The 24932-nt window shown below is 72.2% G+C and carries 22 protein-coding genes and 1 pseudogene; 8 read left to right on the forward strand and 15 right to left on the reverse strand.

Annotated elements, in window-relative coordinates; all coding sequences use genetic code 11:
- The first annotated feature begins 252 nt into the window (after positions 1-252).
- The 3 genes from OG252_RS09040 to OG252_RS09050 all read left to right on the forward strand — a co-directional run bounded on the left by OG252_RS09040 (position 253) and on the right by OG252_RS09050 (position 4126).
- The gene (locus tag OG252_RS09040) at positions 253-1242 is read left to right on the forward strand and encodes a hypothetical protein (protein WP_329335089.1); all 990 of its coding nucleotides are present in this window, start codon (positions 253-255) and stop codon (positions 1240-1242) included.
- A 52-nt stretch (positions 1243-1294) separates the two neighbouring features.
- A complete protein-coding gene (locus OG252_RS09045) occupies positions 1295-2824 on the forward strand; it encodes an amino acid permease (RefSeq protein ID WP_329335091.1) in 1530 nt (509 codons plus the stop codon).
- Between the two features lie 198 nt (positions 2825-3022).
- On the forward strand, positions 3023-4126 hold the full coding sequence (locus OG252_RS09050) for a mechanosensitive ion channel family protein (RefSeq protein ID WP_329335093.1): 1104 nt from the start codon (positions 3023-3025) through the stop codon (positions 4124-4126).
- A gap of 55 nt (positions 4127-4181) precedes the next feature.
- Here the strand turns inward: OG252_RS09050 and OG252_RS09055 are convergent, their stop codons facing one another.
- A complete protein-coding gene (locus OG252_RS09055; protein ID WP_266453078.1) occupies positions 4182-5723 on the reverse strand; it encodes a M1 family metallopeptidase in 1542 nt (513 codons plus the stop codon).
- 223 nt (positions 5724-5946) lie between these two features.
- Here OG252_RS09055 and OG252_RS09060 point away from each other — a divergent pair, with 223 nt between their 5' ends.
- Entirely contained in the window at positions 5947-8166 is a 2220-nt protein-coding gene (locus OG252_RS09060) for an NADP-dependent isocitrate dehydrogenase (RefSeq protein WP_329335095.1), read from the forward strand.
- A gap of 74 nt (positions 8167-8240) precedes the next feature.
- Here the strand turns inward: OG252_RS09060 and OG252_RS09065 are convergent, their stop codons facing one another.
- A complete protein-coding gene (locus tag OG252_RS09065; protein WP_329335097.1) occupies positions 8241-8582 on the reverse strand; it encodes a DUF5713 family protein in 342 nt (113 codons plus the stop codon).
- A gap of 85 nt (positions 8583-8667) precedes the next feature.
- Between OG252_RS09065 and OG252_RS09070 the strand changes: the two genes are divergently transcribed.
- Positions 8668-9465, forward strand: coding sequence for an N-formylglutamate amidohydrolase (locus tag OG252_RS09070; RefSeq protein WP_329335099.1), 798 nt, complete (start codon positions 8668-8670; stop codon positions 9463-9465).
- 682 nt (positions 9466-10147) lie between these two features.
- On the opposite strand, the gene OG252_RS09075 is transcribed toward OG252_RS09070, so the two are convergent.
- The 3 genes from OG252_RS09075 to OG252_RS09085 are packed head-to-tail and all read right to left on the reverse strand — an operon-like array spanning position 10148 to position 12734.
- Entirely contained in the window at positions 10148-10651 is a 504-nt protein-coding gene (locus OG252_RS09075) for a hypothetical protein (RefSeq protein ID WP_406499187.1), read from the reverse strand.
- Positions 10652-10665: 14 nt separating this feature from the next.
- Entirely contained in the window at positions 10666-11304 is a 639-nt protein-coding gene (locus OG252_RS09080; RefSeq protein WP_266450691.1) for an RNA polymerase sigma factor, read from the reverse strand.
- A complete protein-coding gene (locus OG252_RS09085; RefSeq protein WP_266450689.1) occupies positions 11301-12734 on the reverse strand; it encodes a S8/S53 family peptidase in 1434 nt (477 codons plus the stop codon). The genes OG252_RS09080 and OG252_RS09085 overlap by 4 nt, the downstream gene beginning before the upstream one ends.
- A 149-nt stretch (positions 12735-12883) precedes the next feature.
- Between OG252_RS09085 and OG252_RS09090 the strand changes: the two genes are divergently transcribed.
- On the forward strand, positions 12884-15451 hold the full coding sequence (locus OG252_RS09090) for a CHAT domain-containing protein (protein ID WP_266453074.1): 2568 nt from the start codon (positions 12884-12886) through the stop codon (positions 15449-15451).
- Positions 15452-15587: 136 nt separating this feature from the next.
- On the opposite strand, the gene OG252_RS09095 is transcribed toward OG252_RS09090, so the two are convergent.
- Positions 15588-17399, reverse strand: a complete 1812-nt coding sequence (locus tag OG252_RS09095; protein ID WP_329335104.1) for a LuxR family transcriptional regulator AbsR2 — start codon at positions 17397-17399, stop codon at positions 15588-15590.
- A gap of 95 nt (positions 17400-17494) precedes the next feature.
- Here OG252_RS09095 and absR1 point away from each other — a divergent pair, with 95 nt between their 5' ends.
- Positions 17495-18580 carry a beta-glucuronidase AbsR1 gene (gene absR1 / locus OG252_RS09100; RefSeq protein WP_329335105.1) on the forward strand — a complete coding sequence of 362 codons (1086 nt, stop codon included), beginning with the start codon at positions 17495-17497 and terminating at the stop codon, positions 18578-18580.
- A gap of 120 nt (positions 18581-18700) precedes the next feature.
- On the opposite strand, the gene OG252_RS09105 is transcribed toward absR1, so the two are convergent.
- From OG252_RS09105 to OG252_RS09115, 4 genes and pseudogenes are all read right to left on the reverse strand, one after another.
- Positions 18701-19183: a GNAT family N-acetyltransferase gene (locus OG252_RS09105; RefSeq protein WP_266450684.1), complete on the reverse strand. Its 483-nt coding sequence runs from the start codon at positions 19181-19183 to the stop codon at positions 18701-18703.
- Positions 19184-19191: 8 nt separating this feature from the next.
- Positions 19192-19617 (reverse strand): helix-turn-helix transcriptional regulator, encoded by a 426-nt coding sequence (locus OG252_RS09110; protein WP_443068486.1) that lies wholly within the window; start codon positions 19615-19617, stop codon positions 19192-19194.
- Positions 19618-19620: 3 nt separating this feature from the next.
- A pseudogene (locus OG252_RS52295) lies at positions 19621-19713 on the reverse strand (WYL domain-containing protein); the annotation flags it as partial.
- Positions 19704-20168, reverse strand: coding sequence for a helix-turn-helix transcriptional regulator (locus OG252_RS09115; protein WP_329335108.1), 465 nt, complete (start codon positions 20166-20168; stop codon positions 19704-19706). The pseudogene OG252_RS52295 and the gene OG252_RS09115, both read right to left, overlap by 10 nt.
- Positions 20169-20282: 114 nt before the next feature.
- Between OG252_RS09115 and OG252_RS09120 the strand changes: the two genes are divergently transcribed.
- The gene (locus OG252_RS09120; protein WP_329335110.1) at positions 20283-20654 is read left to right on the forward strand and encodes a hypothetical protein; all 372 of its coding nucleotides are present in this window, start codon (positions 20283-20285) and stop codon (positions 20652-20654) included.
- Here OG252_RS09120 and OG252_RS09125 read toward each other — a convergent pair.
- From OG252_RS09125 to OG252_RS09140, 5 genes are all read right to left on the reverse strand, one after another.
- Positions 20633-22000 (reverse strand): NtaA/DmoA family FMN-dependent monooxygenase, encoded by a 1368-nt coding sequence (locus OG252_RS09125; protein WP_329335112.1) that lies wholly within the window; start codon positions 21998-22000, stop codon positions 20633-20635. The genes OG252_RS09120 and OG252_RS09125 overlap by 22 nt on opposite strands.
- A gap of 20 nt (positions 22001-22020) precedes the next feature.
- Entirely contained in the window at positions 22021-23223 is a 1203-nt protein-coding gene (locus OG252_RS09130; RefSeq protein ID WP_329335114.1) for an LLM class flavin-dependent oxidoreductase, read from the reverse strand.
- Between the two features lie 75 nt (positions 23224-23298).
- Complete coding sequence (locus OG252_RS52300; protein ID WP_425587741.1) at positions 23299-23409, reverse strand: putative leader peptide; 111 nt, start codon at positions 23407-23409, stop codon at positions 23299-23301.
- 166 nt (positions 23410-23575) lie between these two features.
- The gene (locus OG252_RS09135) at positions 23576-24442 is read right to left on the reverse strand and encodes a glutathione S-transferase C-terminal domain-containing protein (protein WP_266450674.1); all 867 of its coding nucleotides are present in this window, start codon (positions 24440-24442) and stop codon (positions 23576-23578) included.
- A gap of 122 nt (positions 24443-24564) precedes the next feature.
- Complete coding sequence (locus OG252_RS09140) at positions 24565-24687, reverse strand: putative leader peptide (RefSeq protein ID WP_329335118.1); 123 nt, start codon at positions 24685-24687, stop codon at positions 24565-24567.
- Positions 24688-24932 lie beyond the last annotated feature (245 nt).

Below are 24932 nucleotides of genomic sequence, written 5' to 3' on the forward strand. Positions count from 1 at the left end.
GCCTGCCGCCGTCCGCGGTGCCGCGTCAAGGGTGCGCCGACCAGGCACTACGCGCCGCCGTGTGCTGGCTGATGGCCAGTCAAATGACCTTTACATCAAAGAAGTCCGGGAACCGCGGGTGGCGCACATGCGGCGCCCCTATAGTGACCGCCGACCAACGCGATCTCCTCAACCGCCGCCCCGAGGAGGGCTGTTGTTACTCCACCCTGCCGTCCTGCCCGACCCGTTCCCGTTCCCGGGGGCGAGCGGCTGATGGCCAGAGACGGAGCGCGTCCCGCCTACGACCCCGCAGGCCACGACACCGACCTGCGCGCCGCCCTCCAGGAGGTGCGCACCGGACGCTGGATGTCGATGCGCACCCTGCTGGAGCGGACCGTGACCTGGTGGCAGTGGACGCAGCGCACCCAGGTCCTGGCCGCGGCCGCCGCCGGCACCGACGTGGTGCGGACCTGGCTCGCCGAGGAACCGGACAGCGTCCCGGCGGCGGTGATGCGGGCCCGGGTCGCCGTGGAACGCGCGTTACGGGCCCGGCGCGAGGAGCACCTCCGCACCCACGAACTGTGGATCGAGGCGTGGGACCTGAGCGACGCGGCCACCCGGACCGCACCGAAGGACCCGGTGCCCTGGGTGTGTCTGCTGGCCCTCGCCCAGCTGGACCGCAGACAGCTGTGGGAGGAGCACCGGGCGGCGCCGCCCGAACCGATGCTGCCGCCCGGGCCGTGGGGCCTGCTGGCCGAGGCCGAGCGGCGCGACCCGTACAACCGCGAGGCCCACCACCGCATGCTGCAGTTCCTGTACGCACAGGCGGCGTCGGAGCAACTGGCGGAGGCGGTCGGCTACGCGCACTGGGTGGCCGACACGGCCCCGGCGGGCTCCGCGCTGCACGTCCTGCCGCTCCATGTGCGGGTCGAGCGCTACCGGCGCGGCGGCGGGCGCTCCGCCGCCCTGGACCTGCACTGGGTGGCCGAGGAGGCCACCCGCGAGGCCCGCCGGGCGTACCACTCCTGGTTCGAGCAGTCCCTGCCGGTCGAACAGTCCCCGCTCGACCTCAACCACCTCGCCCACGCCCTGTGGGGGGCGCTGCGGTTCGAGGAAGCGGCCCGGGTGTTCGACGCGATCGGCCCGTACTACACGCCGGTGCCCTGGACCCACCGCACCGCGGATCCGGGCGACCAGGCCCAGGCCGTACAGATCTTCCTCCAGGCCCGCGCGCGCAGCCGGTCGGCGCCCCGCGAGGCCTGACGCCTGCCCGTTGATGTCCCGGTACGTCCGTCCCTTCCCCGGAGGTCCCCGCATGTCCCCCACTCCCGGTCCGTCGACGTCCCCAGGAGTCGAGCCGCACGACGAGGAGAAGCGGCTGCGCGAGCTCGGCTACCGGCCGGTGCTCGCCCGCCGCATGGGCGGCTTCGGCAACTTCGCGATCAGTTTCTCGGTGATCTCGATCCTGTCCGGCTGCATGACCCTGTACGGCTTCGGCATGGGGGCGGGCGGCCCCGCCGTGATGCTGTGGGGCTGGGCGGGCGTCGGCCTGTTCGTGCTGTGCGTGGGACTCGCGCTGGCGGAGGTCACCAGCGCGTATCCGACGTCCGGAGCCCTGTACTACATGGCCGACCGGCTCGGCGGGCGCCGCTGGGGCTGGTACACGGGCTGGCTGAACCTGCTCGGTCTGCTCGGCGCGATCGCCGGCATCGACTACGGCGCCGCCCTGTTCGCGGGGGCGTTCGCCAACCTCCAGTGGGGCTTCGAGCCGACGCCCGAGAAGACCATGCTGATCTTCATGGCGATCCTGCTGCTGCACGCCGTGCTGAACCTGTTCGGCGTGCGGCTGGTCAGCGTGCTCAACTCGATATCCGTCTGGTGGCATCTGGCGGGCGTCGCGCTCATCGTGGGCGCCCTGGCGATCGTCCCCGACCACCACCAGTCGCCGTCCTTCGTCTTCACCGAGTTCGTCAACGACACCGGCTGGTCCAACCCGGTCTACGTGGCCGCGATCGGCCTGCTGCTCGCCCAGTACACGTTCTCCGGCTACGACGCCTCGGCGCACCTGTCCGAGGAGACCTCCAACGCGTCGGTGTCGGCCGCGAAGGGCATCGTCCGTTCCATCTGGGTGTCGTGGCTCGCGGGCTTCGTGCTCCTGGCCGGTCTCACCTTCGCCATCCAGGACTACGACGCCACGCGGGCCACCGAGACCGGGGTGCCGCCCGCGCAGATCCTCCTCGACGGCCTGGGCACGGACGGCGCGAGCGCGCTGCTGCTCGTGGTGATCGTGGCCCAGCTGTTCTGCGGCAACGCCGAGGTCGCCGCGGCCAGCCGCATGGTGTTCGCGTTCAGCCGGGACAAGGCCCTGCCGGGTTCCGCCCTGTGGCGCAAGGTCAGCGACCGCACCCAGACCCCGGTCGCGGCGGTGTGGCTGTCGGTGGTGGTCGCCGGTCTGCTCGCCCTGCCCTCCCTGTACTCGGCGACCGCGTACGGCGCGGTGACGGCCATCAACGTCATCGGCATCACCCCGGCGTACGCCATTCCCGTGCTGCTGCGGCTGCGCGCGGGGGATCGTTTTCAGCCGGGTCCGTGGAGCCTGGGCCGGTGGAGCAAGCCGATCGGATGGGTTGCTGTGGTGTGGGTGGCCTGTGTGACGGTCCTGTTCTGCCTGCCGCAGTCCTCACCGGTCACGGTGGACACGATGAACTACGCGTCCGTGGCCCTCGCCGTCGTCCTGCTCCTGGCCACGGTGTGGTGGTTCGTCGCCCGCCGCTCGTACGGAACGCCCACCACGGCCGCGTACTCCGACCGGGAACAGGCCGAACTGGCCGAGGGAATCGTCTGAAACACCGCGATCCGGCACCGCTCCAGGTACGAACTCCTGTACCCGATGCGGCAGGATGAGCGGTCGCGTCGGCCCTGGGGGGCTTCCTGGCCGACGCGGCCTCTCATCCCGGAATCGAACAGGTGGCAACGTGACGCAACTTCACATCCGGCCGTCGGCGAAGGCCTTCGCCGCAGGACTGCTCTGCGGAGGTGACCGGTGAAGCGGGACCTCACCATGGACGACCTGGTGATCGCCGGCATCGCGGTGATCGCGGGCCTGCTGGCGGCGTTCCTGCTGCGGATGCTGCTGCGCTGGCTGGGCAAGCACGCCGACCGCACCCGCTGGAGCGGCGACGACGTCATCGTGGACGCGCTGCGGACCGCGGTCCCGTGGGCCGCGGTCGCGGGCGGCGCGGCCTCCGCGGCGGCGGCACTGCCGCTGACCGCGACGGTCCAGCACAACGTCAACCAGGTCCTGACCGTCCTGCTGATCTTCGTCGTGACGGTGGCCGTGGCCCGGGTCGTCGCCGGCCTGATGCGGTCGGTCACCCAGTCCCGCCCCGGCGTCGCCGGATCGGCCACGATCTTCGTCAACATCACCCGGGTACTGATCCTGGCGATCGGCTTCCTGGTGGTGCTCCAGACGCTGGGCATCTCCATAGCGCCGATGCTCACCGCCCTGGGCGTCGGCGGTCTGGCGGTCGCCCTGGCCCTCCAGGACACCCTCGCCAACCTCTTCGCGGGCATCCACATCCTCGCCTCCAAGACCGTCCAGCCCGGCGACTACATCCGGCTGAGCAGCGGCGAGGAGGGCTACGTCGAGGACATCAACTGGCGGCAGACGACCGTCCGCTCGCTCTCCAACAACCTGGTCGTCATCCCCAACGGGGAGCTCGCGAAGACGAACATGACCAACTTCATGCGTCCCGAGCAGCAGTTGACCATCCTGGTGCAGGCGGGCGTCGCCTACGACAGCGACCTGGAGCAGGTCGAGCGGGTGACCATCGAGGTCGTCGCCGAGGTGATGACAGAGATCACCGGCGCGCTCCCCGACCACGAGCCGCTGGTCCGTTTCCACACCTTCGGCGACTCCCGGATCGGCTTCACGGTGATCCTGGGCGTCGGCGAGTTCAGCGACCAGTACCGGATCAAGCACGAGTTCATCAAGCGCCTGCACAAGCGCTACCGCGCCGAGGGCATCCGCATCCCGGCGCCGACGCGGACGGTGGCGTTGCAGCAGGGCGCGGTGGTGATCCCGCAGCAGCGCGGCGCGGAGATCGGAACCGAGCCGGGCGAAGTCCCCTCCGCCCGGCTCGACTGATCGCCTGGCTCGACTGATCGCCTGGTTCGGCTGATCCCTTACCTCGGCCGATCCCTTACAGGGTGGCCGAGTTGTCGTGGTAGTGCCCGCCCGTCCGGCTCTCCGGCTGCCGCAGCGACGAGCTCACCGGCGTGACCGTCCAGTCCGGGTGGCCGGGCATGCGCGGGGTCTTCGTGCCGTACAGCCAGTCCCGCAGGAAGCCGGACTGGTCCTGCCCGGAGACCTCCGAGGCGACGGCGATGTAGTCCTCCGTGGACGCGGACGAGTTGCGGTACCGCTCCAGGAAGGTCCGCTCGACGGCGTGGAAGACGTCCTCACCGACGGCCTGCCGGAGCGCGTAGAGGACCAGGACGCCGCCCAGGTAGCGCTGACTGTCGAAGAGGTTCGCCGCGTTGGGCGACGCGACCGGGCCGGAGGTCCTGCGCCACTGGTCGCCGCGCGCGTACGTGTCCTTCATCCGGGCTTCCATGGTGGTCAGGCCCAGTGAGTCGGCCCAGCCGCGCTCGTAGCGGTACAGCAGTCCGTAGAAGTCGGCGTGACCCTCGTTCATCCACAGGTCGGCCCAGGTCGCGGGGCTGACGCTGTTGCCGAAGTAGGAGTGGACCAGCTCGTGCATCATGTGCGAGCCGATCCGCGACTCCTCCTGGAGCAGGTAGTTCGGCTTGTACAGGGTGAGCGTCTGGGTCTCCAGGCCCGTGAAGTCGAAGGCGGCCGGGTCGTCGGTGTTGCAGGGCAGAAGCCCGTACGTCTCGAAGGGGTATGCCCCGAGCCGCTGCTCGACCCACTCGACGAGCCGGGGAGTGAGCGCGAGCGCGGGCTCCAGGGCGGCGGCGCGGGCGACCGGGACGACGTCCCGGAGCGGCAGCCCGTGCGGGCCCTGCCGGTCCTTGATCACGTAGTCGCCGACGGTGATCTGCACCAGCTCGGTGGCGATCGGCGAGCGGGACCGGTAGGTGTACGCGGTCCGGCCGCCGTCGAGGCTCTCGGTGCGCACGAGCGCGCCCGTGGCGACGCCACGCAGGCCGCTGGGCACGGTGAGGCGGAAGGTGAAGCCGGCCTTGTCCGCCGGGTGGTCGTTGCAGGGGAAGACGGTGTGCGCGGAGTTCGGCTGGGGGCACACCGCGAAGCCGTCCGGGGTGGCGACCCAGGCGGTGTGCGCCAGCTCCCGGCGCGGGTCGGCCGTGTACTCCACGCAGACGGTGACGGGCGCGTTCGCCGGCAGCGGGCGCGCCGGCGTGATCCGCAGCTTCTCCTCCACCTGCTCGTACGTGGCCGGGCGGCCGGCGACACGGACCGTGCGTATGTCCAGGCCGAGGGCGTCGAGGGAGAGGCGGGTCAGGGCCTGGGTGGTGTGGATCCGCAGGGTCGCCGTCGCGTCGACGAGCTGCGTCGTCGCGTCGTAGGCCAGGTCGAGGTGGTAGGCCAAGGCGCGGTAGCCGTCGTTGCCGAGGCTCGGGAAGACGGGGTCGCCGAGGGTCTCGGGGCCCGGGGTGCCGGTCTCCTTCGGGGCCGCGTGGGCCAAGGGTGCCGTGGTCAGGGCCGCGGCCGTGCCGATCAGGGCGGTGGCCGGGGCCGTCACTCTGGTGCGATATCTCATGGTCAGCTTTCGCTCGGGCAGCCGGGTGGTCAGGTCCGGCCGCCGCATCCGATGGGTGATCGTGGGTGATCACCCTCCATGACCGCATGATCGGAAGCATCGGTTGCCTGGGAGCGGATATTTCTCACGGGACCGCACGACTGTGCGGACCCCTGTCGAGCCGAGGTCGATCAGGAGATATCTTGATGTCGAGCAATGTTGCAGACGTGGAGCGGAGCACCCGGTGACTGACTCGACCATCATCTATACGCACACTGACGAGGCCCCGGCCCTGGCGACGTATTCCTTCCTGCCGGTGGTCCAGGCGTACGCCTCGCAGGCGGGTGTCGCCGTCGAAACCCGCGACATCTCCCTGGCCGGGCGCATCATCGCGCTGTTCCCGGAGTACCTGGAGGAGGGTCAGCGCATCGCGGACGCCCTCGCGGAGCTCGGCGAGCTGGCCAAGAAGCCCGAGGCCAACATCATCAAGCTGCCGAACATCTCGGCGTCGATCCCGCAGCTCAAGGCCGCGATCGCCGAGCTGCAGAGCCAGGGCTACGCGCTGCCGGCCTACCCGGACGACCCGAAGACCGACGAGGAGCGGGACATCCAGGCCCGCTACGACAAGGTCAAGGGCTCCGCGGTCAACCCGGTCCTGCGTGAGGGCAACTCCGACCGCCGCGCCCCCGCGTCGGTCAAGAACTACGCCAAGAACCACCCGCACCGCATGGGCGCCTGGTCCGCCGAGTCCAAGACGAACGTGGCGACCATGGGCGTCGACGACTTCCGCTCCACCGAGAAGTCCGCCGTGATCTCCGAGGCGGGCTCCCTGAAGATCGAGCTGGTCGGCGACGACGGCTCCACCACGGTCCTGCGCGAGTCGGTACCGGTCCTCAAGGACGAGGTCGTCGACGCGTCCGTCATGCACGTCGCGCCGCTGCGCGAGTTCCTCACCGCGCAGATCGCCCGGGCCAAGGCGGAGGGCGTGCTGTTCTCCGTGCACCTCAAGGCCACGATGATGAAGGTCTCCGACCCGATCGTCTTCGGTCACGTGGTGCGTGCCTTCTTCCCGAAGACGTTCGCGAAGTACGGCGAGGCCCTCGCCGCGGCCGGCCTGACCCCGAACGACGGTCTGGGCGGCATCTACAAGGGCCTGGAGGGCCTGCCCGAGGGCGCCGAGATCAAGGCCTCCTTCGACGCCGAGCTCGCCGAGGGCCCGGCACTGGCCATGGTCGACTCCGACAAGGGCATCTCCAACCTGCACGTGCCGTCCGACGTGATCGTCGACGCCTCGATGCCGGCCATGATCCGCACCTCCGGCCACATGTGGGGCCCGGACGGCCAGGAGGCCGACACCCTCGCGGTCCTGCCGGACTCCAGCTACTCCGGCGTGTACCAGGCCGTGATCGACGACTGCCGCGCCAACGGCGCCTACGACCCGTCGACGATGGGCTCGGTCCCGAACGTCGGCCTCATGGCGCAGAAGGCCGAGGAGTACGGCAGCCACGACAAGACCTTCGAGATCCCCACCACCGGCACGGTCCGCCTCGTCGACCAGGCCGGCAACGTCGTGATCGAGCAGACGGTCTCCGCCGGTGACATCTTCCGCGCCTGCCAGACCAAGGACGCCCCGATCAGGGACTGGGTGAAGCTGGCCGTCACCCGCGCCCGCGCCACCGGCAACCCGGCGGTGTTCTGGCTGGACGAGACGCGCGCCCACGACGCCAACCTGATCGCCAAGGTCAACGCGTACCTCACGGAGCACGACACCGAGGGTCTGGACATCCGGATCCTGAACCCGGTCGAGGCGACCAAGCTGTCGGTGGAGCGGATCCGCCGCGGCGAGGACACCATCTCGGTCACCGGCAACGTGCTGCGCGACTACCTCACCGACCTGTTCCCGATCCTGGAGCTGGGCACCAGCGCCAAGATGCTGTCGGTCGTCCCGCTGATGGCGGGCGGCGGCCTGTTCGAGACGGGCGCCGGCGGCTCCGCGCCGAAGCACGTCCAGCAGCTGGTCAAGGAGAACTACCTGCGCTGGGACTCCCTGGGTGAGTTCTTCGCGCTGGTCCCGTCCCTGGAGCAGTACGCCGACTTCACGGGCAACTCCCGCGCCAAGGTCCTCGCCGACACCCTCGACCGCGCCACGGCGACCTTCCTCAACGAGGACAAGTCGCCGACCCGTCGCGTCGGCGGCATCGACAACCGCGGCAGCCACTTCTTCCTGTCCCTGTACTGGGCGCAGGAGCTGGCCAAGCAGACCGACGACGCCGACCTGGCGAAGGCCTTCGCCGCGCTCGCCGAGACCCTCGCGGCGAACGAGCAGAAGATCATCGACGAGCTGAACGCCGTCCAGGGCAAGCCGGCCGACATCGGCGGCTACTACCAGCCCGACCCGGCCAAGGCCGCCGCGGTCATGCGCCCGTCCACCACGTGGAACGAGGCGCTCGCGTCCCTGAGCTGACGCGACGGCCCAGGACAGGCCCGTACGTGACTCCGCCCCGGCCGGCAGCCGCCCGGCCGGGGCGGAGCCGTGTCTCACCAGTCCCGGGTGGCGATCAGCTCCTCCACGTCCGCGTCCGCGAAGCCGTAGGCCTGTGCCACGAACCAGAAGTCCTCGGCTATCTCCTCGCGGGCCACGGTCTCGATGTCGCTGTCGGCCTCCTCGAAGGCGGCCTGCAGGTCGTTGAACTCCTCGGTGGCCGCCTGGGTCAGGGCGTACAGCGCCTCCAGGTCGGCGGGCCGCTCGGTCTCGACGCGCTCGCACAGCCGCAGCAGGATCTCCCTGCCCCGGTCCACCACGTGGTCGGGGTAGTAGTCGTCCCGGTAGAGCCCCTTGAGAAACGGGTGTGCGGTCACCTGCTGGTTGCTGACGGGCATGCTGCGCCCCGCCCTTCCTCGACGTTCCGATGTGGCACCTTGATCGTGCACCACGCCACTGACAACGCCCTCCGGGAGCCGCCTCATGACCTCCGCCGCACCGTCCTTCGAGCTGCTGCCCGGCGCGGCGGACTCCCCGGTGATCCTTCATGTGCCGCACTCGGCGCGGGAGATACCGCCTGCGGTGCGGGCGGGGATCGTGCTGGACGACGCGGGGCTGGAGCGGGAGCTCGACCACATCACCGACGCGCACACCGCGGAGATCGCCGCCGAGGCCTCCCAGTTGTCCGCGATGGTTCCCTGGCGGTTCGTCAACCGGCTCTCGCGGCTGGTCGTGGACCCGGAACGGTTCCCGGACGAGCGGGAGGAGATGCTCGCCGTGGGGATGGGCGCCGTATACACGCGGACGACCCATCGGGCACCGCTGCGGCCCGCGGACACCGACCCGGAGCCGTTGATCGCGCGGTACTTCCGGCCGTACGCACGGGCGATGACGGCGGCCGTGGCCGAGCGGCTCGCGGCCGCCGGACGGGCCGTGATCATCGATGTGCACTCCTATCCCACCCGCGCGCTGCCCTACGAGCTGCACGGCGAAGGGCCGCGGCCGCCGGTCTGTCTGGGCACCGACTCCTTCCACACGCCACCCGAACTGCTCGCCACCGCACGGGAGGCGTTCGCGGAGTGCGGGGAGATCGGGCTCGACAGCCCGTTCGGCGGGGCGTACGTGCCGCTGGAGTTCTACGGGACGGAGCGGAGGGTGAGCGCGCTGATGGTGGAGATCCGCCGGGACACCTACATGAGCGAGCCGGGCGGCCCGGCCGACCCTGGACTGACGCGCCTTACGTCCGCCCTGGCCAACCTCGTCGACGCCCTGACCGGCTGACCCCCCTGAACTACCCCGGCACAAAAGGCAGACGGACAGACAGGCGGCTGATGGTAGAGATCCGCCGAGACACCTCCATCAGCGAGCCGGGCAACCCCGCTGCCCCCCCGACTGACCCGTCACGCACCCGCCCCGGCCCGCCTCCTCGACGCCCTGACCGGCTCACCACCTGAACCACCCCGGCACAAAAGGCAGACGGACAGACAGGCGGCTGATGGTAGAGATCCGACGAGACACCTCCATCAGCGAGCCGGGCAACCCCGCTGCCCCCCGACTGACCCGTCACGCACCCGCCCCGGCCCGCCTCCTCGACGCCCTGACCGGCTCACCACCTGAACCACCCCGGCACAAAAGGCGGACGGGCAGTGGTGAGGGTGGGGCACGACCCAGGAGAGCTCGGCGCCGACCGGGCAGGTGCCGCCGCCGGTACAGGGCCGGTCGACTCGGTCTGGAGGGGACGGAGTTCGATGCGTCCTCGTGGAACCTCTTGGGTAAGGGCCCTCTGCTCCGCTCCCGCACCGGCGCCGTCGTCGCCCGGCTGCAGGCCGGGCTGCTGGTCGGCACACTGCTCGACCGGATGCCCGGGGTGCGGGCTCGCGGTCACCGCCGGCCAGGTCGTCCGGCGCCGGAAGGCGATGATCCGCGGGCCTTGCTCGTCCCGTGGTGCGAAGGGGCCGTCGGCTCAGGCCCGCAGCCACTCCGTGACCACCACCTCCCCGCCGGCCCGCAGCCGCAGTGCGAAGGGCCCGGCGGGGGCCACGTCGGAGGTGAAGCGCCCCATGTCGTCGGCCGTGAGCGAGGCGCCGGTGCGGGGTCCGCTGAGCACCTCGATGTTGGCCGGCTGCGGGGGCAGTACCTGCCCCATGAGGCCCTGTGCCGTCACCTCGACGTCGACCGTCACGTCACCGGTGTGGAAGGTCAGCATCCGCGGCGGATCCGTCGCTCCTCTGACCGGGATCGCGTCGACCAGCGAGTCGAAGGTCAGCTCGGCGAGCCGGGCGTCGAGGTCGTGTAACGCGTAGGCCTCGACGGCGAGTTGGCGCAGCTCGGCCGGCACCGGGTCCAGGATGCCGGCGGCCAGGCGCAGATCGTCCAGGAGGCTGTCGTCGAACCCGGCGTCCCCGGCGTCCGATCCGTCGCCGAACTCCTCGTCGCCGAGGTCGTTCAGATCACTCATGTCGTTCATGTCGTTCATGTCGTTCACAACGCTCCCCGTGCGTCGAGTCGGGCCCGCAGGCGGCGCAGACAGCGCTGGCGCAACGGCCCGATACTGCCCACCGCGATCCCCAGCGCGCCGGACACCTCCTGGTAGCTCGGCGGCGGCGAGGCCATCAGCACCCGCAGCAACTGCCGGCACCGGTCGCCGAGTTCCTCGAACTCCTGCCACACCCGCCGGATCCGCTCGGTCTCGGCGGCGGCTTCCTCCGAATCGAGGAACGACTGCTCCGGCGTACGGTCCTCACTGATCCGGTCCAGGACCTGCGGGTCGTCCGTCGGCATCAGCCGCCTTAAGCTCTTGAGCACCTTCAGGCACTCGTGCCGCGCGGTGCTGGCCAGCCAGGAACCCGCCTTCTCCGGTTCGCGGATCCGGCCCAGATGCTGGGCGAAGCGGAACCACACGGTCTGGTACACCTCGTGCGCGTCGGCGTCGGACAACCGATGTGCGCGCACCACGGACCACACCAGCGGGCTCAGCCCTTCCACCAGCGCCTTCCAGGCCGCCGCGTCGCCGTCGACGGCGGACTGGACGAGCGCGCCGACCTCTGCACGGTCCACGGTCCCACCCCTCGTGTACGGCAAGTCATCGTACGCCGTGGAGTGGGCCGTTCCGGCCGTCATGCGCCCGCCGGGGGCTGCCCGCCCGGGACCGGCCGCCAGGTGGCCGGCCGCAGCGCCGGCACGTGCGCCCCGCGCACCTCCGCGAACTCGGTGTTGGAGGCGAGCAGTTGCTGCCGGGCGACGCGGGGGTCGGTCTCCTTGTGGGCGGTCATGTGGGCGGCGATCAGGCCCGCGACGACCGGGGTGGCGAAGGAGGTGCCGCTCCACTGCGCGAGCCCCTCGAACGTCACCTGGTCCGGCGTGACCGTGTCGCCCTCCTCGCTCAACACACCGGCGTGCTGCGGGGACTGACAGGTGCAGGCGTAGGTGAAGCCGTAGCGGCAGTCGTCGTACGTGGAGTGCTGGTACACGTACGGGACGGGTGCGTCGAAGCCGGTGAGGGGGCTGGTGAGGCGCTCGCCGGGGGCGTAGGCGTTCACCCAGGCGCCGTGGTTGCTGAAGCAGGCGCCGTGCTCGCCGTCGCCGCGCAGCGCGCCGACCGACAGGACGGCGTCGTGGTAGTCGGGCAGCGAGGCGTAGGCGGCGGGCCAGAAGGGCGTGGCGCTGGCGTTGTTGCCGGCCGCCGCGACCAGCAGGGTGCGCTGCTGACGGAGTTCCGTCATGAAGGCGTCGATGCCGAGCAGGCCGTCGGTGCGGCCGTTGGAGGTGCCGGCGGAGAGGCTGATGATGTCGGGCCAGCCGTGCTGTTCGACGGCGTCGAAGAGCCGCTCGCCGAACTCCGACTCCAGGATGGCGCCGGCGTCGGTGAGGCTGCTCAGCACGGTGATGTCGGTGTTGGGGGCGACGGCCGCGACCAGGCCCGCGATGAAGGTGCCGTGGCCGATGTACTGCAGGAGGTTGCCCTGGCTGTCGGTCTCGGTGCCGTGCAGGTCGCCCTGGACGTGGGCGAGCAGGGAACCCGCCGCCGGGTAGTCGTGCGTGAGGCCGTTGTCGATGACGAGGACGCCGACGGCGGTGTCCGGGTCGTGAACCGCCTCGGCCGGGGCCGGGTTGGTGCCCTGCGCGCGCGGGGCGGGCACGGGTTCGTCGCCGGGGCAGGAGTTGACCGCGATCGACACCACGTGGTTGCGGCTGACCAGCCGGCGTCCGGCGCGTCCCTCGGGCGCGCGCAGGGCGCGCAGGGCGTTGGCGACGGCCGGGTCGCCGCGCCGGTCGCCCTGGCCGGGGTCGCCGACCCGGATACGGGTGATGCCCGAGCGGTTGGTCTCGGGGCTGGCCCGCCGCACGTGGTCGGGGGTCAGGTCGGGCGCCTCCGTGAAGTGGGCGCGCACGCTGTCCTCGACGAGCCGTGCCTCCTCGCCGTCGCGGGCGAGGATCACGCCCTTCTCGTAGACGAACTCGGCCGAGTCGTCCGGGCCCAGGGCCAGCGGAACGTCGGGCATGGAGCGTTGGATCTGGTCGAACTGCTCGCGGAAACGCTGTGGTGCCATGGCATGTCCTCCCGTTGAGGCGGCGGTTCGTCAGTCAGAGCCGCCACCGCGCTGCTTGATACAGCACCAAACTCGTGTGGCATGCAACCGGGACCACTACCATCCATGGAGTGACAGCGGGAAGCGACTCGGTTCTCGAACTGCTGCCGATGGTGTTCGCCGCACCGAACGAGGCTCTCGCACGGGCGCGGGCCGTGCTCGACTCAGACCCGTCTCCGTGGTGTGCCTCTGTCGCCCACCAGGTGATCGGGATCTGGCAGCGGGACTGGGGCGATCTCAGAATCGCGCTGCACCATCTGCGCCTGGCCCGCGATCTGGCGGTGCGCGCGGAGTCTCCCGACCGGGAGGCGGACGTCCTGGCCGCCCTCGGTGTGGCCCTGGTGCACGCGGGCCGTACCCGGGAGGGCCTGAAGGCGCTGGAGCGGGGTGTCGCGGTGAGCAGCGGGCACACCCGCGCGCGGGTCCTGTTCCGGCGGGCCTACGCCTCGTGGGTGCTGGGGCATCACAGGGAGGCGCTGGAGGACGTACGCCGGTCGGTCCCCGTACTGCGGCAGGCGGACGACGTCATCTGGACGGCGCGCGCGCTGACCCTGCGCGCGACGGTGCATCTCGCGCTCGGCGCGGTGGACCGCGCGGAGGCCGACTTCACCGCCGCCGAGGCGCTGTGGGACACCACCGGCCAGGAGCACGACAAGGCGGACGCGGTGGAGAGCCGGGGACTTGCCGCGTTCCGGTCGGGCGACATCCCGGCGGCGCTGCGGCTGCTCGACGAGGCCGAGGAGCGGTACGCCAAACTCGGCACGCCGACCTTCATGCTCAACATCCGGCGCTGCGAGGTCCTGATGGCGGCCGGGCTCGCCCCGGAGGCGCTGGCCGAGGCGGACGCGGCGATCGCGGTCCTGGACGGCATCGGCGGGCAGTCCACCCGCAAGGCCGAGCTGCTGCTGGCCGCCGCGCGGGCGGCCCGGTCGGCCGGTGATCCGCATACGGCGATCGCGCGCGCGGACATGGCCGTACGGCTGTTCGCCGGGCAGCGGCGTACCTGGTGGGAGACGCACGCCCGGCTGGTGCTGATCGAGGCGCGGGTCGCCGCCGGGCGCGGCTCGGGGCGGCTGGTCGCGGACGCCGCCGCGGTGGCCGACCGGCTGGCCTCCTTCGGCGCGCCGGCCGCTCCGGAGGCCTCGCTGCTCGCCGGGCGGATCGCTCTCGGCCTCGGCTGGACGGCCGACGCCGAACGGCACTTGACGGTCGCCGCCCGCAGCAGGCACAGCGGTCCGCCGCTGGCGCGGATGACGGGCTGGGCGGCACAGGCGCTGTGGGCCCGGGCCGCCGGTTCGAGCCGGGGTGTCCTGGAGGCCTGCCGGCACGGTCTCGACGTGCTGGACGACCACCGGACGACGCTCGGCGCCTCGGAGCTGCGGGCCCGGGCCACCGCGCAGGGCGCGGAACTCGCCGCGCTGGCCCAGCAGGCCAGTCTCGACTCGGGCGGCCCGCGGCGGCTGCTGGTGTGGAGCGAACGCTGGCGGGCCACCGTCCTGTCCGCGCCGCCGACCCGGCCCCCGGCCGATCCCGCCCTGCTCAGCGGCATGACCGCCTTCCGGGAGATCGCCGCCCGCGCCGAGGCCGCCCGGATGGAGGGCCGTCCGGTTCCCGCACTGGAGCGTGAACAGCGGCGGCTGGAGCGGGAGATCCGCTCCAGGACCCTGCACATCCGGGGCGACGCACCGGGCGACGGCGCCCGGTTCGACCCCGCCCGGCTGCTGGAACGCCTGGGGGACGACGTACGGCTCGTGGAGTTGGCCGTGCTCGACGGGCGGGTGCAGGTGCTGCTGTGCGGGCGGGGGCGGGTGCGGCGGTTCGAGGCCGGGCTGCTGGCCGAGGCGGAGACCGAGGCCGAGCATGTGCAGGCCGGGTTGCGGCGGCTGGCCCACCCAGGGGCGGAGGCGCGGCTTCCGGTGGTGGAGGCCGCGGGGCGCCGCCTGGAGGAGCTGCTGTTCGGTCCGGCGGCCGCGCATCTGGGCACGGGCCCGGTCGTGGTGGTGCCGCCGGGACGGCTGCACCGGGTGCCGTGGGCGTTGCTGCCGTCGCTGCAGGAGCGGGTGTTCAGCGTGTCGCCGTCGGCGAGCAGCTGGCTGCGCGCCCGGAACACGGCACCGCCGCCGGGCGGCCGCCAAGTGCTGGTCCGCGGGCCCGGCTTGGCGACCGGCGGGGCCGAGGTGCCCGAACTGGCCGACCGGTACGGCGGATCGACCGTGCTGGAGCACGAGGAGGCCCGTGTTCCCAAGGTGTTGGAGGAGCTGGACGGCTCGGCACTGGCCCATATCGCCGCGCACGGCACCTTCCGCGCGGACAGCCCCCTGTTCTCGTCGCTGCGGATGGCCGACGGTCCGCTCATCGTCCACGACTTCGAACGCCTGGACCGCAGCCCGTACCGGATCATCCTGTCCTGCTGCGACACCGCCCGGTTCGCGTCCGTCGGCGCCGACGAGCTGCTCGGCCTGGTCACCGCGCTGCTGCCGCTGGGCACGGCGGGCGTGGTGGCGTGCAGTGCGCCCGTCAACGACGCCGCGGTGGTGCCGCTGATGCTCGCCCTGCACAAGGGGCTCAGCGCGGGGCTGTCCCTGGCGGAGGCCCTGCGCGACGCGCGTGCCGCGGTGCCGGGTGACGCGACCCACCAGGCGACGGGGTGGGCCTTCTCGGCGTTCGGGGCGGCCTGAACCTGTGCGCGTGGCCGCCTGATCCGGTGCGTGTAGCCGTCTGGTCCTGTGCATGTGGCCGTCTGGTCCTGTGCGTGTGGCGGTCTGACCCCTCCCCCGATGACGGGGGTCAGACCGCCGGTCCGGTGGGTGCGGCTCAGGCCGGCTGCGCCTGCGGCAGTTCGACGAGCCACGGCAGCGCGCCGCGGTCGCTCGCGCCGAGGCGGACGTACGCGCTGTAGAGGTGATTGCCGACGGTACGGATCGACAGGGTGAGCTTCTCGGCGATCTGCCGGTTGCTCAGGCCGGCGGCGGCGAGCGTGACGATCTGCCGCTGCCTGGCGGTCAGTTCGCCGAGGACCAGGCCGGACAGCGCCGGGGTGCGGGCGCCCTGGCAGCGGCGGGCGAGGGCGACGGCACGGGTACGTGAGGTGCGGGCGGCGCGCGGCTCGCGGTGGGCGCGTACGGCCTGGGCGTGCGCCTCGGCCGCGAACAGCAGGAAGCCGCGCTCCTCCAGCTCCTGGGCCGCCCGGTCCAGCGCGGGACCGTCGCCGCGGGCGAGCGCGTCGGCGTGCCCGCGGAAGACGCCGGACAGCGGGCCGCCGGCCGCCTCCGGGACACCGAGCCGGACGGCGTCGTACCCGTCGTCGGTGATCGCCGCCACGGCCCCGTCGAGGTCGCCGCCCGCCGCCGCCAGCCAGGTGGCCGCCCCACCCCCGTGGGAGCGGCCACCCAGGATCTCGTGCGCGGTCGTCGCGTCGCCCGACTGGGCGACGGCGAGGGCGAGTTCGTCGCGGCAGGACACCCGGTCGCCGGGCCCCCGCAAGCCCTCCCTCGCCCAGGCCGCCGCCTCGCGCAGTTCTCCCCGCAGCCGCGAGAACCGCGCGCGGACGGCCGCGTATCCGGCCGGCACCCAGGCGCCCTCGTCCAGCAGCCACTCCCCCACCGGTGCCGGGATCGCCCGTACGTCCGCCCGCTCGATGCCCCTGGTCAGCGCGGCGGACTCGGCGGCCAGGGCGGCCCCGCAGCTGTCCGGCGTGCGGGACAGCCGCCGGGCCCGCAGCCGTCCGGCCGCCGCGCGCAGGACCGGGCCGTACAGGGGGTGGGCGAGGCGGACGGCACCGTGGTCGTCGACGTGGACCGGGCCATCGGCCTCCAGGTGTTCGAGGGGACGCAGGTCGAGGTCGTCGAGGTGGAGCGGGAGGGGCTCGGCGAAGGCCAGTCGTTCGAGGGTCTCGCGCTCGTCGGGGTCGGTGCGGTCCAGGAGGTGCGCGGTGCGTTCGCGGACGGTCGCCGTGATGGGCACCGGGCCGCGCCAGGCCCACTCGCCCGAGGAGCCCGGTACGGGAGCGAGCAGCCCGCGCACGGCACCCAGCAGGTCGCGCAGCAGCCGCAGGTCGCCCTGGCACAGGCGGTACAGGCGATTGACGGTGAGCGGCTCCAGGCCCTCACCGGCGCCCGCGGCGAGCAGCTGGGTCGTCTCCTCGCGCGGCAGCGGCTCCAGGGCGAGGCGCGGCAGCAGCTCCCCGGTCCACAGCCGGGAGATCGCGCCGGGCACCGGGGCGCCCTCGGTGGCGACGACGAGGAGGCGGGTGCGGCCGTGCACGGCCAGCTGGTGGACCAGGGCGGCCGAGGCGTCGTCGAGCAGATGGGCGTCGTCGACCAGCAGCAGCCGGGTGCCGGACAGGAGTTGGACGGCGCGGTGCAGGGAGACGGACTCGGGGAGCAGGTGCGCGAACGCGGCGAAGGAGATCTGCCGGGTCTCGGGCGTCCCGGCGACCTTGGCGCAGTCGGTGCCGCGGACCGCCTCGGTGGCGAGGCGGGTCTTGCCGCTGCCCGCCGGACCGGTCACCACGATGCCGGGGCGGGCGGCGGTCAGGGCCCCGCGGACCAGGTCGAGTTCATCCTCCCGGCCGGTGAACGGCCAGGGCAGCTCCAGCGTCTTCGCGTCCCGTTCGAAAATCGTCACGACAGCAAGAGCCGCCATACTCACGCCTGATACAGGGGGACTTGAGTAGCCCCCGACTCAGGCGCCCCGGAGCGGCCCGGGGCAGTCTGTTCGCCATGACCGCACGCTACTGCTCACTCGCGCAGCAGCCCGCCCCGGCTTTCACTCCGGGACTGGCCGCCGAGCGGCACAGTGCGCTCATCGCGGGCGGCCGGATGTGGGCCAACCAGACCGTGCTGCACTACTACTTCTTCGACGACGACACCGACGGGTCCGTCATTCCCGTGCCGGGATCCGGCGCGACCAAGCGGGTGTCGTGGGTCGGCGCCAAGGATCAGCGGGACGTCGTGCGCGAGTGCTTCCGCGAGTGGCAGGACCTCGGCATCGGGGTGTCGTTCACCGAGGTCGGCGACCGCTCGGAGGCCGAGCTGCGGATCGGGTTCCAGCTCGGCGACGGCTCCTGGTCGACCGTCGGCAAGGACGCCCTCCAGGTCGGTCTGCACGAGCGCACCATGAACTTCGGCTGGGACCTGACCGCGCCCGGGGAGCGCGGTACGGCCCTGCACGAGATCGGGCACGGGCTCGGCATGCTGCACGAGCACCAGAGCCCGTTCGCCGGCATCCACTGGGACGACGAGGCCGTCTACGCCGATCTGGCGGGCCCGCCGAACTTCTGGAGCCGGGACCGGACGTTCTTCAACATCCTGCGGAAGCTGGACTCGCGGGAGGTGAACGGCTCGGTCTGGGACCCGCAGTCGATCATGGAGTATCCCTTCGAGGCGGGGCTGATCCTGGAGCCTGAGCAGTACCGCGCGGGCCTCAACCCGCCCGGCACGCTCTCCGCCGCCGACAAGGAGTACGTCCTGCGCTGGTACCCGTCGGCCGAGGCCCGGCCGGCGCCGGCGCTGGTGCCCTTCCGTTCGGTGCCGCTCGGGCTCGCCCCGGGCGAGCAGGCCGACTTCGTCGTCGAGCCGCCGGAGACCCGCGAGTACACCGTGGGGACCTTCGGGGAGAGCGACGCCCTGGTGGTGCTCTTCGAGGAGCGGGACCAGGAGCCCCGTTATCTCACCGGCGAGGACGACGGGGGCACCCCGCGCAACGCCACGATCAAGGCCCGTCTCGTCAAGGGCCGCCGATACTTCGTCCGTGTGCGCCTGTACTCCAGCTGGGGTTCGGGGGAAACAGCGGTCATGTGCTGGTGACAGCACATGCGGGCCGCACACGGGCGAGGCTGGACCACTGTCCGGCGCCGGGGGAGCGGTCGGGGGGCAATGTCACCTTCGGGGGAGGGTGACATTGCCCCCCGACCCACGCCACTTCCGTCAGCCGCCGAGCTCCGCAGGCAGCGCGGGATCCCGTACGGATGGCAGGTCCCGGGTGAAGACGACACGAGGCCGGCCGGGGCCGTCGTAGTCCTCCACGACGCGGGCGTCGAAGCCGAGGCTGCCGTGGAAGGCGACGGAGCCCTTGTTGGTGACCGAGGTGATCGCCTTGAGGCGGACCGCGCCCTGTCGCCGCGCGGCCTCGACGAACTCCCCGTACAGACGGCGGCCGAGGCCGGTGCCGCGTGCGTCGTCCCGGGTGGCCACGAGATGCACGTACCCGGTGCGGTCGGGTGTGACGAAGCCGATGAGGTAGCCGCGGATGCCGTCGTCGGAGCGGGCGACCAGACAGGTGGACCCGAACTCCCGCACCAGCGCCGTCAGATGGAGCGCACGAAGGTCACGGTCACCCCAGTAGCGGGCGTGGTCCTCCAGGACCTGATGGAGATCCGTGACCTCTGCGGGGACGATACGAAGAGCCATGGCGTCGATCATGGCAGGGAGCCGCCCGGCTGCTGGTAGCGGGCGGCGGTGCGGCGGGCGGTCTCGGCCAACTCCTCCCGGACCTGCGACGGTTCGAGAACCTCGGCGTCGGGGCCGAAGCCCAGCAGGCGGCGGCAGGCGGCGCGTGCGCAGTCGAAGTGGAGGACCAGGCGGTGCCAGCCGGGCTCCGGGTCCGGGGTCGCGCGGGCGGCGGACGTGGTGTCGCCGAGCACCTCGGGCAGGGCGGCGAGGGCCTCGGTCGTGAGGCGTACGGTGACCGGGAGTTGGTCCAGGCTCGCCTCGAAGTCGGCGGTCCAGCGGGCCCAGTGGTCCGCGAGGTCGAAGTCGGCGGGGCGGGGGAAGGGATCGGGGAGCAGCTCCGCCGCCGCGATCCGTGACGCCCGGTGGGCGCGGATTCCGCGGTCCGACCGCACGACCACGTACCAGACGCCCGCCTTCGCGACGAGCCCCAGTGGGTCGACGATCCTCGCCGTGGTCCGGCCGTCACGGTGCGCGTGGGTCAGGCGCAGGCGTCTGTCCCGCCGTACGGCATCGACGAGAACGGCGAGGTGCGGGACCGGTTCGGGCGGTCTGAACCATGCCTGGGTGTCGATGTGGAAGCGGCTCGCCGCGGTGTGCGCGTGCTCCCGCCCGCCGGCAGCGACGCCAGCAGTTTCAGCCTCGCCTGCGCCAGCGCGTCGCCCAGCGCGATCCGCTCCAGGGGGCCGCCCGTGGAGACCGCCAGCAGGGCCGTCGCCTCCTCGGCGCTGATCCCGAGCAGCGGACTGCGCCAGCCGTCCATGAGGCGGCACCCGCCGCCGGGCCCGCCGCTCGCCACCACCGGCACTCCGGCCGAGCCGAGCGCCTCCAGGTCCCGGTAGACGGTACGGACCGACACCTCCAGCTCCTCCGCCAGTTGCCGGGCCGTCATCTGTCCGCGGGACTGCAGGCAGAGCAGCAGCGACAGCAGCCGGTCCGCTCGCATCGGGCGCTCACTTCCTCCCGTAGGCCCGTATGCCCGAATGACTGACACAGGATGTCAGCCATGGGGTCGTAGCGTCATCCGCACACAGGACACCGACCTCCAGGGAGACGGCACATGATCACCGGATACGTCATCGGCGAGAGCCTCCGCCCCGGCGCCGTGTTCGAGCCGCACGGACTGCGGCTGCGCAAGGTGAGCCGGGTCGATGTCGGGGCGAGCGCGACCGACGGGCAGCCGCGGCTGTGGACGTTCGTCGAGTGGGAGAGCGACGCTGATGACGTCGCCGGGCTCGCGGACGCGCTCGCCGACGTGCTGGAGCCGGCGAACGGCTGGTACGCCGACTTCACCGCCGGGGACGAGCGGGTGGTCGCCTTCGCCGGGACAGTGTTCCGCTACCGCCTCGGCGACGAGGCCGGCCGCGCCGAAGCGATCGCGTACGGACGGTCGGTGGGGACTCCCGAGCATCAGCTCGACTGGAAGGAGTGACCGTCCGGGTGCGCGAGGCCCAGGTGGTGGCGCAGGGTCGGGCCCTCGTACTCGGTGCGGAACACGCCCTGTTCCTGGAGCAGGGGGACGACCTGGTCGGCGAAGACGTCGAGGCCGGTCGGGGTGATGTGCGGGACGAGGATGAAGCCGTCACTGGCGTCGGACTGGACGAAGTCGTTGATGGTCTTCGCCACGGTGGCCGCGGAGCCCACGAAGTTCTGGCGGTTGCCGGTCTCGATGACCAGGTCGCGGATCGACCAGTTGTGGGCGGCGGCGAGCTCGCGCCACTCGCGGGCGGTGGCCAGCGGGTCGCGGTACATGCGCACCTGGGCGCGGCCGCGGGCGATGTGGTGCTCGCCGAGGTCCGGATCGATGTCGGGGAGCGGGCCGTCCGGGTCGTACGAGGACAGGTCCCGGTTCCAGACGAACTCCAGGTGCTTGAGGGCGGTGGCGCCGCTGACCTGCTGGCGGCGGACGTGCCTGGCGATCTCCTCGGCCTCTTCGTCGGTGTCGCCGAGGACGAAGCTCGCGGCGGGCAGGATCTTGAGCTGGTCGTGGCTGCGGCCGTACTTGGCGAGGCGGTTCTTGACGTCCGTGTAGAAGGCCTGCCCCTCCTTGAGGGTGGCGTACCGGCTGAAGATCGCGTCGGCACTGGAGGCGGCGAACTCGCGGCCCTCCTCGGAGTCGCCGGCCTGGAAGACGACCGGCCGGCCCTGCGGGGAGCGCGGGACGTTGAACTGCCCGTGGATGTCGAAGTGTTGCCCGGTGTGGACGAAGGAGCCGGCTTTGGCGTCCCGCAGGAAGGTGCCGGTGGCCTGGTCGGCGAGGATCTGGTCGTCCTGCCAGGAGTCGAAGAGCTCGTTCGCGGTGGCGAGGAACTCCTTGGCGCGGGAGTAGCGCTCTTCCTGCGGGAGGAAGCCGCCGCGGCGGAAGTTCTCGCCGGTGAAGGCGTCCCAGGAGGTGACGACGTTCCAGGCGGAGCGGCCGCCGGAGAGGTGGTCGAGGCTGGCGAACTGACGGGCGACCTCGTAGGGCTCGTTGAAGGTGGAGTTGATGGTGCCGGTCAGGCCGAGGTGCTCGGTGACGGCGGCGAGCGCGGCGAGGACGGTGAAGGTGTCGGGGCGGCCGACGACGTCCAAGTCGTAGATTTTCCCGCCCTGTTCGCGCAGCCTGAGTCCTTCGGCGAGGAACAGGAAGTCGAACCTGGCGCGTTCGGCGGTCCGCGCGAAGTGGGCGAAGGAGCTGAACTCGATGTGGCTGCCGGCCTCGGGGTCGCTCCAGACGGTGGTGTTGTTGACGCCTGGGAAGTGGGCGGCCAGATGGATCTGCTTCAGGGGCTTGCTCATGGGTCTGCGGTCCTTCCGGCTCAGGCTGCGGCGTAGCGGTTGGCGGGGTGGGCCAGGCCCAGCAGTCCGCGCAGGGTGTCGGCCTCGTAGGCGCGGCGGAAGGCGTCGCGGCGCTGGAGTTCGGGGACCAGGCCGCGGGTGATCGCCGGGAGGTCGTGGCCGAGGACGGCGGGGCGGAGCCGGAAGCCGGTGAGGCCGACTGCCGCCAACTCCTGAAGCAGGTCGGCGAGTTGGGCCGGGGACCCGGTGAAGATGCGGGCGTCGCTGGTGTACGGCTCCCCCGCGAGGGCGTCGAGACGGTCCCGGCGGGCGGCGGCCTCGGCCGGATCGTCGTCGAGGAAGACCACCAGGTCACCGAAGACGTGCAGGAGTTCTTCGGCGCGGCCGGCCGCCGCCTGCTCGGCGCGGATCTCGGCGACGATCGCGCGGGCCTGGTCGGTGTCGTGCGGGGTGACATAGCCGAGGTCGGCCGCCCGGGCCACCAGGCGGTACGGGACGGTGTCGTGCGCGAGGGCGCTGACCAGCGGCTGACCCTGCGGCGGGCGGGGCGTGATGGAGGGACCCTTGACGCGGAAGTGCCTGCCCTCGAAGTCGATGTAGTGGAGTTTGTCGCGGTCGACGAAGCGGCCGGTGGCGACGTCCCTGATCTCCGCGTCGTCCTCCCAGCTGTCCCAGAGCCGGCGCACGACCTCCACGTAGTCGGCGGCCTCGTCGAAGAGGTCGGTCACCAGGCCCCGGGCGCCCGGGCTGTCGTAGGCGTCGATACGGGGGATGGTGCGGCGGCCGAAGTGCGCGGCCTCGTTCGGGCGAGCGGTGATCTGCACCCTGAGGCCCGCCCGGCCGGTGCTCACGTAGTCGAGGGTGGCGATCGCCCTGGAGATGTGGAACGGCTCCGTGTGCGTGACCACCGCGGTCGGGACCAGACCTATGTGCCGGGACAGCGGGGCGATGCGCGCCGCGATCAGCACGGCGTCCAGACGGCCGCGGACCTGGTCGGTGCGCTCGTCCGGTTCGAAGGGGCGGGAGGACTGCGGGCCGAGGCCGTCCTCGATGGTCACGAAGTCGAGCAGACCGCGTTCGGCTTCCGCGACCAGGTCGGCCCAGTAGCCGGCGCTGAACAGCTCGCGGGGACGGGCCACCGGCTCGCGCCAGGAGGCCGGGTGCCAGCCGGTGCCGTCCAGGGCGACGGCGAGGTGCAGGGGGGAAGCGGGAGATGGGGACACGGGTGGGTGCCTTCCTGAAGGTCCGTACGGGATCACCGGCCCTCGTCGGCAAGGGCACCGGTGGCGGGCGACGGGTCAGGAACAACAGAGCGCGCCGGCAACGCGCTGCAGATCGATGTGCGGCCGGGAATGGAGGAGGACACGGCGGCGCGGGTTCAGCACACGGGGGTGGGGCATGCGGGGCATGTCCTCCACCTCCGTCCGGCGCGCCGGGGTCGTCGTACACGTGTCGTCGTGCGCGTGTAGTCGTGCACGTGTCGTCGTCAGTCACAACGGCCCGGCCATGCGGTCTGTTCCGGGTCCGGCGGCTCTTCTCGAGGAACGGTCAGGTGCTTCGGCTCTCAGGGCGCGGTCAGGCGCTCCGACCGGCGTGGCCCGCCCAGTCCAGGATCTGCACGGCCGATCCGGCGGCCTCCAGGCCCTGGCAGTGGGCGTGGTGGCGGCGGGCGATGCCGTCGAGGTCGAGGTGGACGCCGAAGGCAGGGTGGGCGGCCAGGCGGCGGGCGTACGCCCACAGGACGGGGTGGTCGGCGATGCGGTGCACCACGGCGGCGTCCAGGTGGTGGCGGTGCACGGTGTCGAGTTGGACCAGGGCGACCCACAACTCGACGTCGGCGGCGGTGATCTGGTCGCGGATCAGGTACTCGCGGCCGACGAGCCACCGCTCCAGCGCACCCAGCGTCTCCAGCAGCCTGTCGAGCCCCTCGCCGGGCGCCAGTTCCGGACCCGCCGTCCCGGCCGCCTGTGCGGCCTGCTCGATGCCCTGTCCGCACATCCGCTCCACGGCCTCGATCTCCGACTCCGCCCCGCACGGGTACGGCGCCGTACGGCCGCCTCCGAAGTGCCGGGCCAGGTCGCGGGTGATGTCGGGCGCGTGGGTGCTGACGATCCGCCCGGACCAGTCGTCGCTGAGCACCGGTCCCACAGCCGCCCCGGCATACCGGTGCGCGCTCGCCTCGTACAGCGGGCGCAGCACGGAGTGTCCCCCGTCGGGGCCGTCGGGGACCGCGTCCAGGAACGTGACGGGACAGGCGTCGTCGAGGCCGAGCAGGCTGTGCACGACGGCGATGCGCAGCCCGTTCGGACAGGCGGGTGCGAGATGGAGTCGGTAGCGGCGCGGCACGGCGTAGTGCCCGCTGCGCGCGTCCCGGCCGATCCGGCCCCGGAACGCGGGCGCGGGCTGGGCGGAGCGGACGGTGGCCAGCGGCGTGACGGACATGGTTCTCCCCGGGGTGAGTGCGTGGACGTACGCGCGGCGGAAGCGACGTCGGGCGGTGAGCGGGCGGCCCTCCCCGCGGGCGACGGCGACGGCAGCCGTCGGGGCGTGAAGGTGGGCCGGGCTCAGCCCAGGGGGCCGATCGCGCTGCACACTCGCAGCAGATCGATGTGACGGCGGGAGGTCAGAAGGGATGACGGCCCGGACGTACGGCTCGCGTCGGCGGTGACCGGTCCAAGGCGTCCCATGTTTCCCTACCTGTTCACTAGGATTCCTGTCTGGAGTGTCGGCCGAGCTCCGGTCGGCGTCAAGGGGCAGTCCACAGGGCGGGCGTCACCCACCGCTCCGCAGCCGCGGTGGACGTGGCTCCGTTTCCACTCACCGGGACAGAATCGCGCCGCTCCCTGCGGGCCAGCCCGTCGGCGGTGGGACGAAAGCGCAGCTCACAGGGCTGGAAAGAGCCCCCTCGCGGGACTTCCCCACCGCGCGGGCC

This window comes from Streptomyces sp. NBC_01352, assembly GCF_036237295.1.
Lineage (GTDB): Bacteria > Actinomycetota > Actinomycetes > Streptomycetales > Streptomycetaceae > Streptomyces > Streptomyces plumbiresistens.

Coding starts and splice junctions, on each gene's coding strand:
- OG252_RS09140 (WP_329335118.1), bottom strand. CDS start 24,687: ATGGGACGCCTTGGACCGGTCACCGCCGACGCGAGCCGTACGTCCGGG.
- OG252_RS09120 (WP_329335110.1), top strand. CDS start 20,283: ATGATCACCGGATACGTCATCGGCGAGAGCCTCCGCCCCGGCGCCGTG.
- OG252_RS09085 (WP_266450689.1), bottom strand. CDS start 12,734: ATGGCACCACAGCGTTTCCGCGAGCAGTTCGACCAGATCCAACGCTCC.
- OG252_RS09045 (WP_329335091.1), top strand. CDS start 1,295: ATGTCCCCCACTCCCGGTCCGTCGACGTCCCCAGGAGTCGAGCCGCAC.
- OG252_RS09075 (WP_406499187.1), bottom strand. CDS start 10,651: ATGAACGACATGAGTGATCTGAACGACCTCGGCGACGAGGAGTTCGGC.
- absR1 (WP_329335105.1), top strand. CDS start 17,495: ATGACCGCACGCTACTGCTCACTCGCGCAGCAGCCCGCCCCGGCTTTC.
- OG252_RS09055 (WP_266453078.1), bottom strand. CDS start 5,723: ATGAGATATCGCACCAGAGTGACGGCCCCGGCCACCGCCCTGATCGGC.
- OG252_RS52300 (WP_425587741.1), bottom strand. CDS start 23,409: ATGCCCCGCATGCCCCACCCCCGTGTGCTGAACCCGCGCCGCCGTGTC.
- OG252_RS09065 (WP_329335097.1), bottom strand. CDS start 8,582: ATGCCCGTCAGCAACCAGCAGGTGACCGCACACCCGTTTCTCAAGGGG.
- OG252_RS09135 (WP_266450674.1), bottom strand. CDS start 24,442: ATGTCCGTCACGCCGCTGGCCACCGTCCGCTCCGCCCAGCCCGCGCCC.
- OG252_RS09040 (WP_329335089.1), top strand. CDS start 253: ATGGCCAGAGACGGAGCGCGTCCCGCCTACGACCCCGCAGGCCACGAC.
- OG252_RS09105 (WP_266450684.1), bottom strand. CDS start 19,183: ATGGCTCTTCGTATCGTCCCCGCAGAGGTCACGGATCTCCATCAGGTC.
- OG252_RS09090 (WP_266453074.1), top strand. CDS start 12,884: ATGGTGTTCGCCGCACCGAACGAGGCTCTCGCACGGGCGCGGGCCGTG.
- OG252_RS09115 (WP_329335108.1), bottom strand. CDS start 20,168: ATGCGAGCGGACCGGCTGCTGTCGCTGCTGCTCTGCCTGCAGTCCCGC.
- OG252_RS09070 (WP_329335099.1), top strand. CDS start 8,668: ATGACCTCCGCCGCACCGTCCTTCGAGCTGCTGCCCGGCGCGGCGGAC.
- OG252_RS09080 (WP_266450691.1), bottom strand. CDS start 11,304: ATGACGGCCGGAACGGCCCACTCCACGGCGTACGATGACTTGCCGTAC.
- OG252_RS09125 (WP_329335112.1), bottom strand. CDS start 22,000: ATGAGCAAGCCCCTGAAGCAGATCCATCTGGCCGCCCACTTCCCAGGC.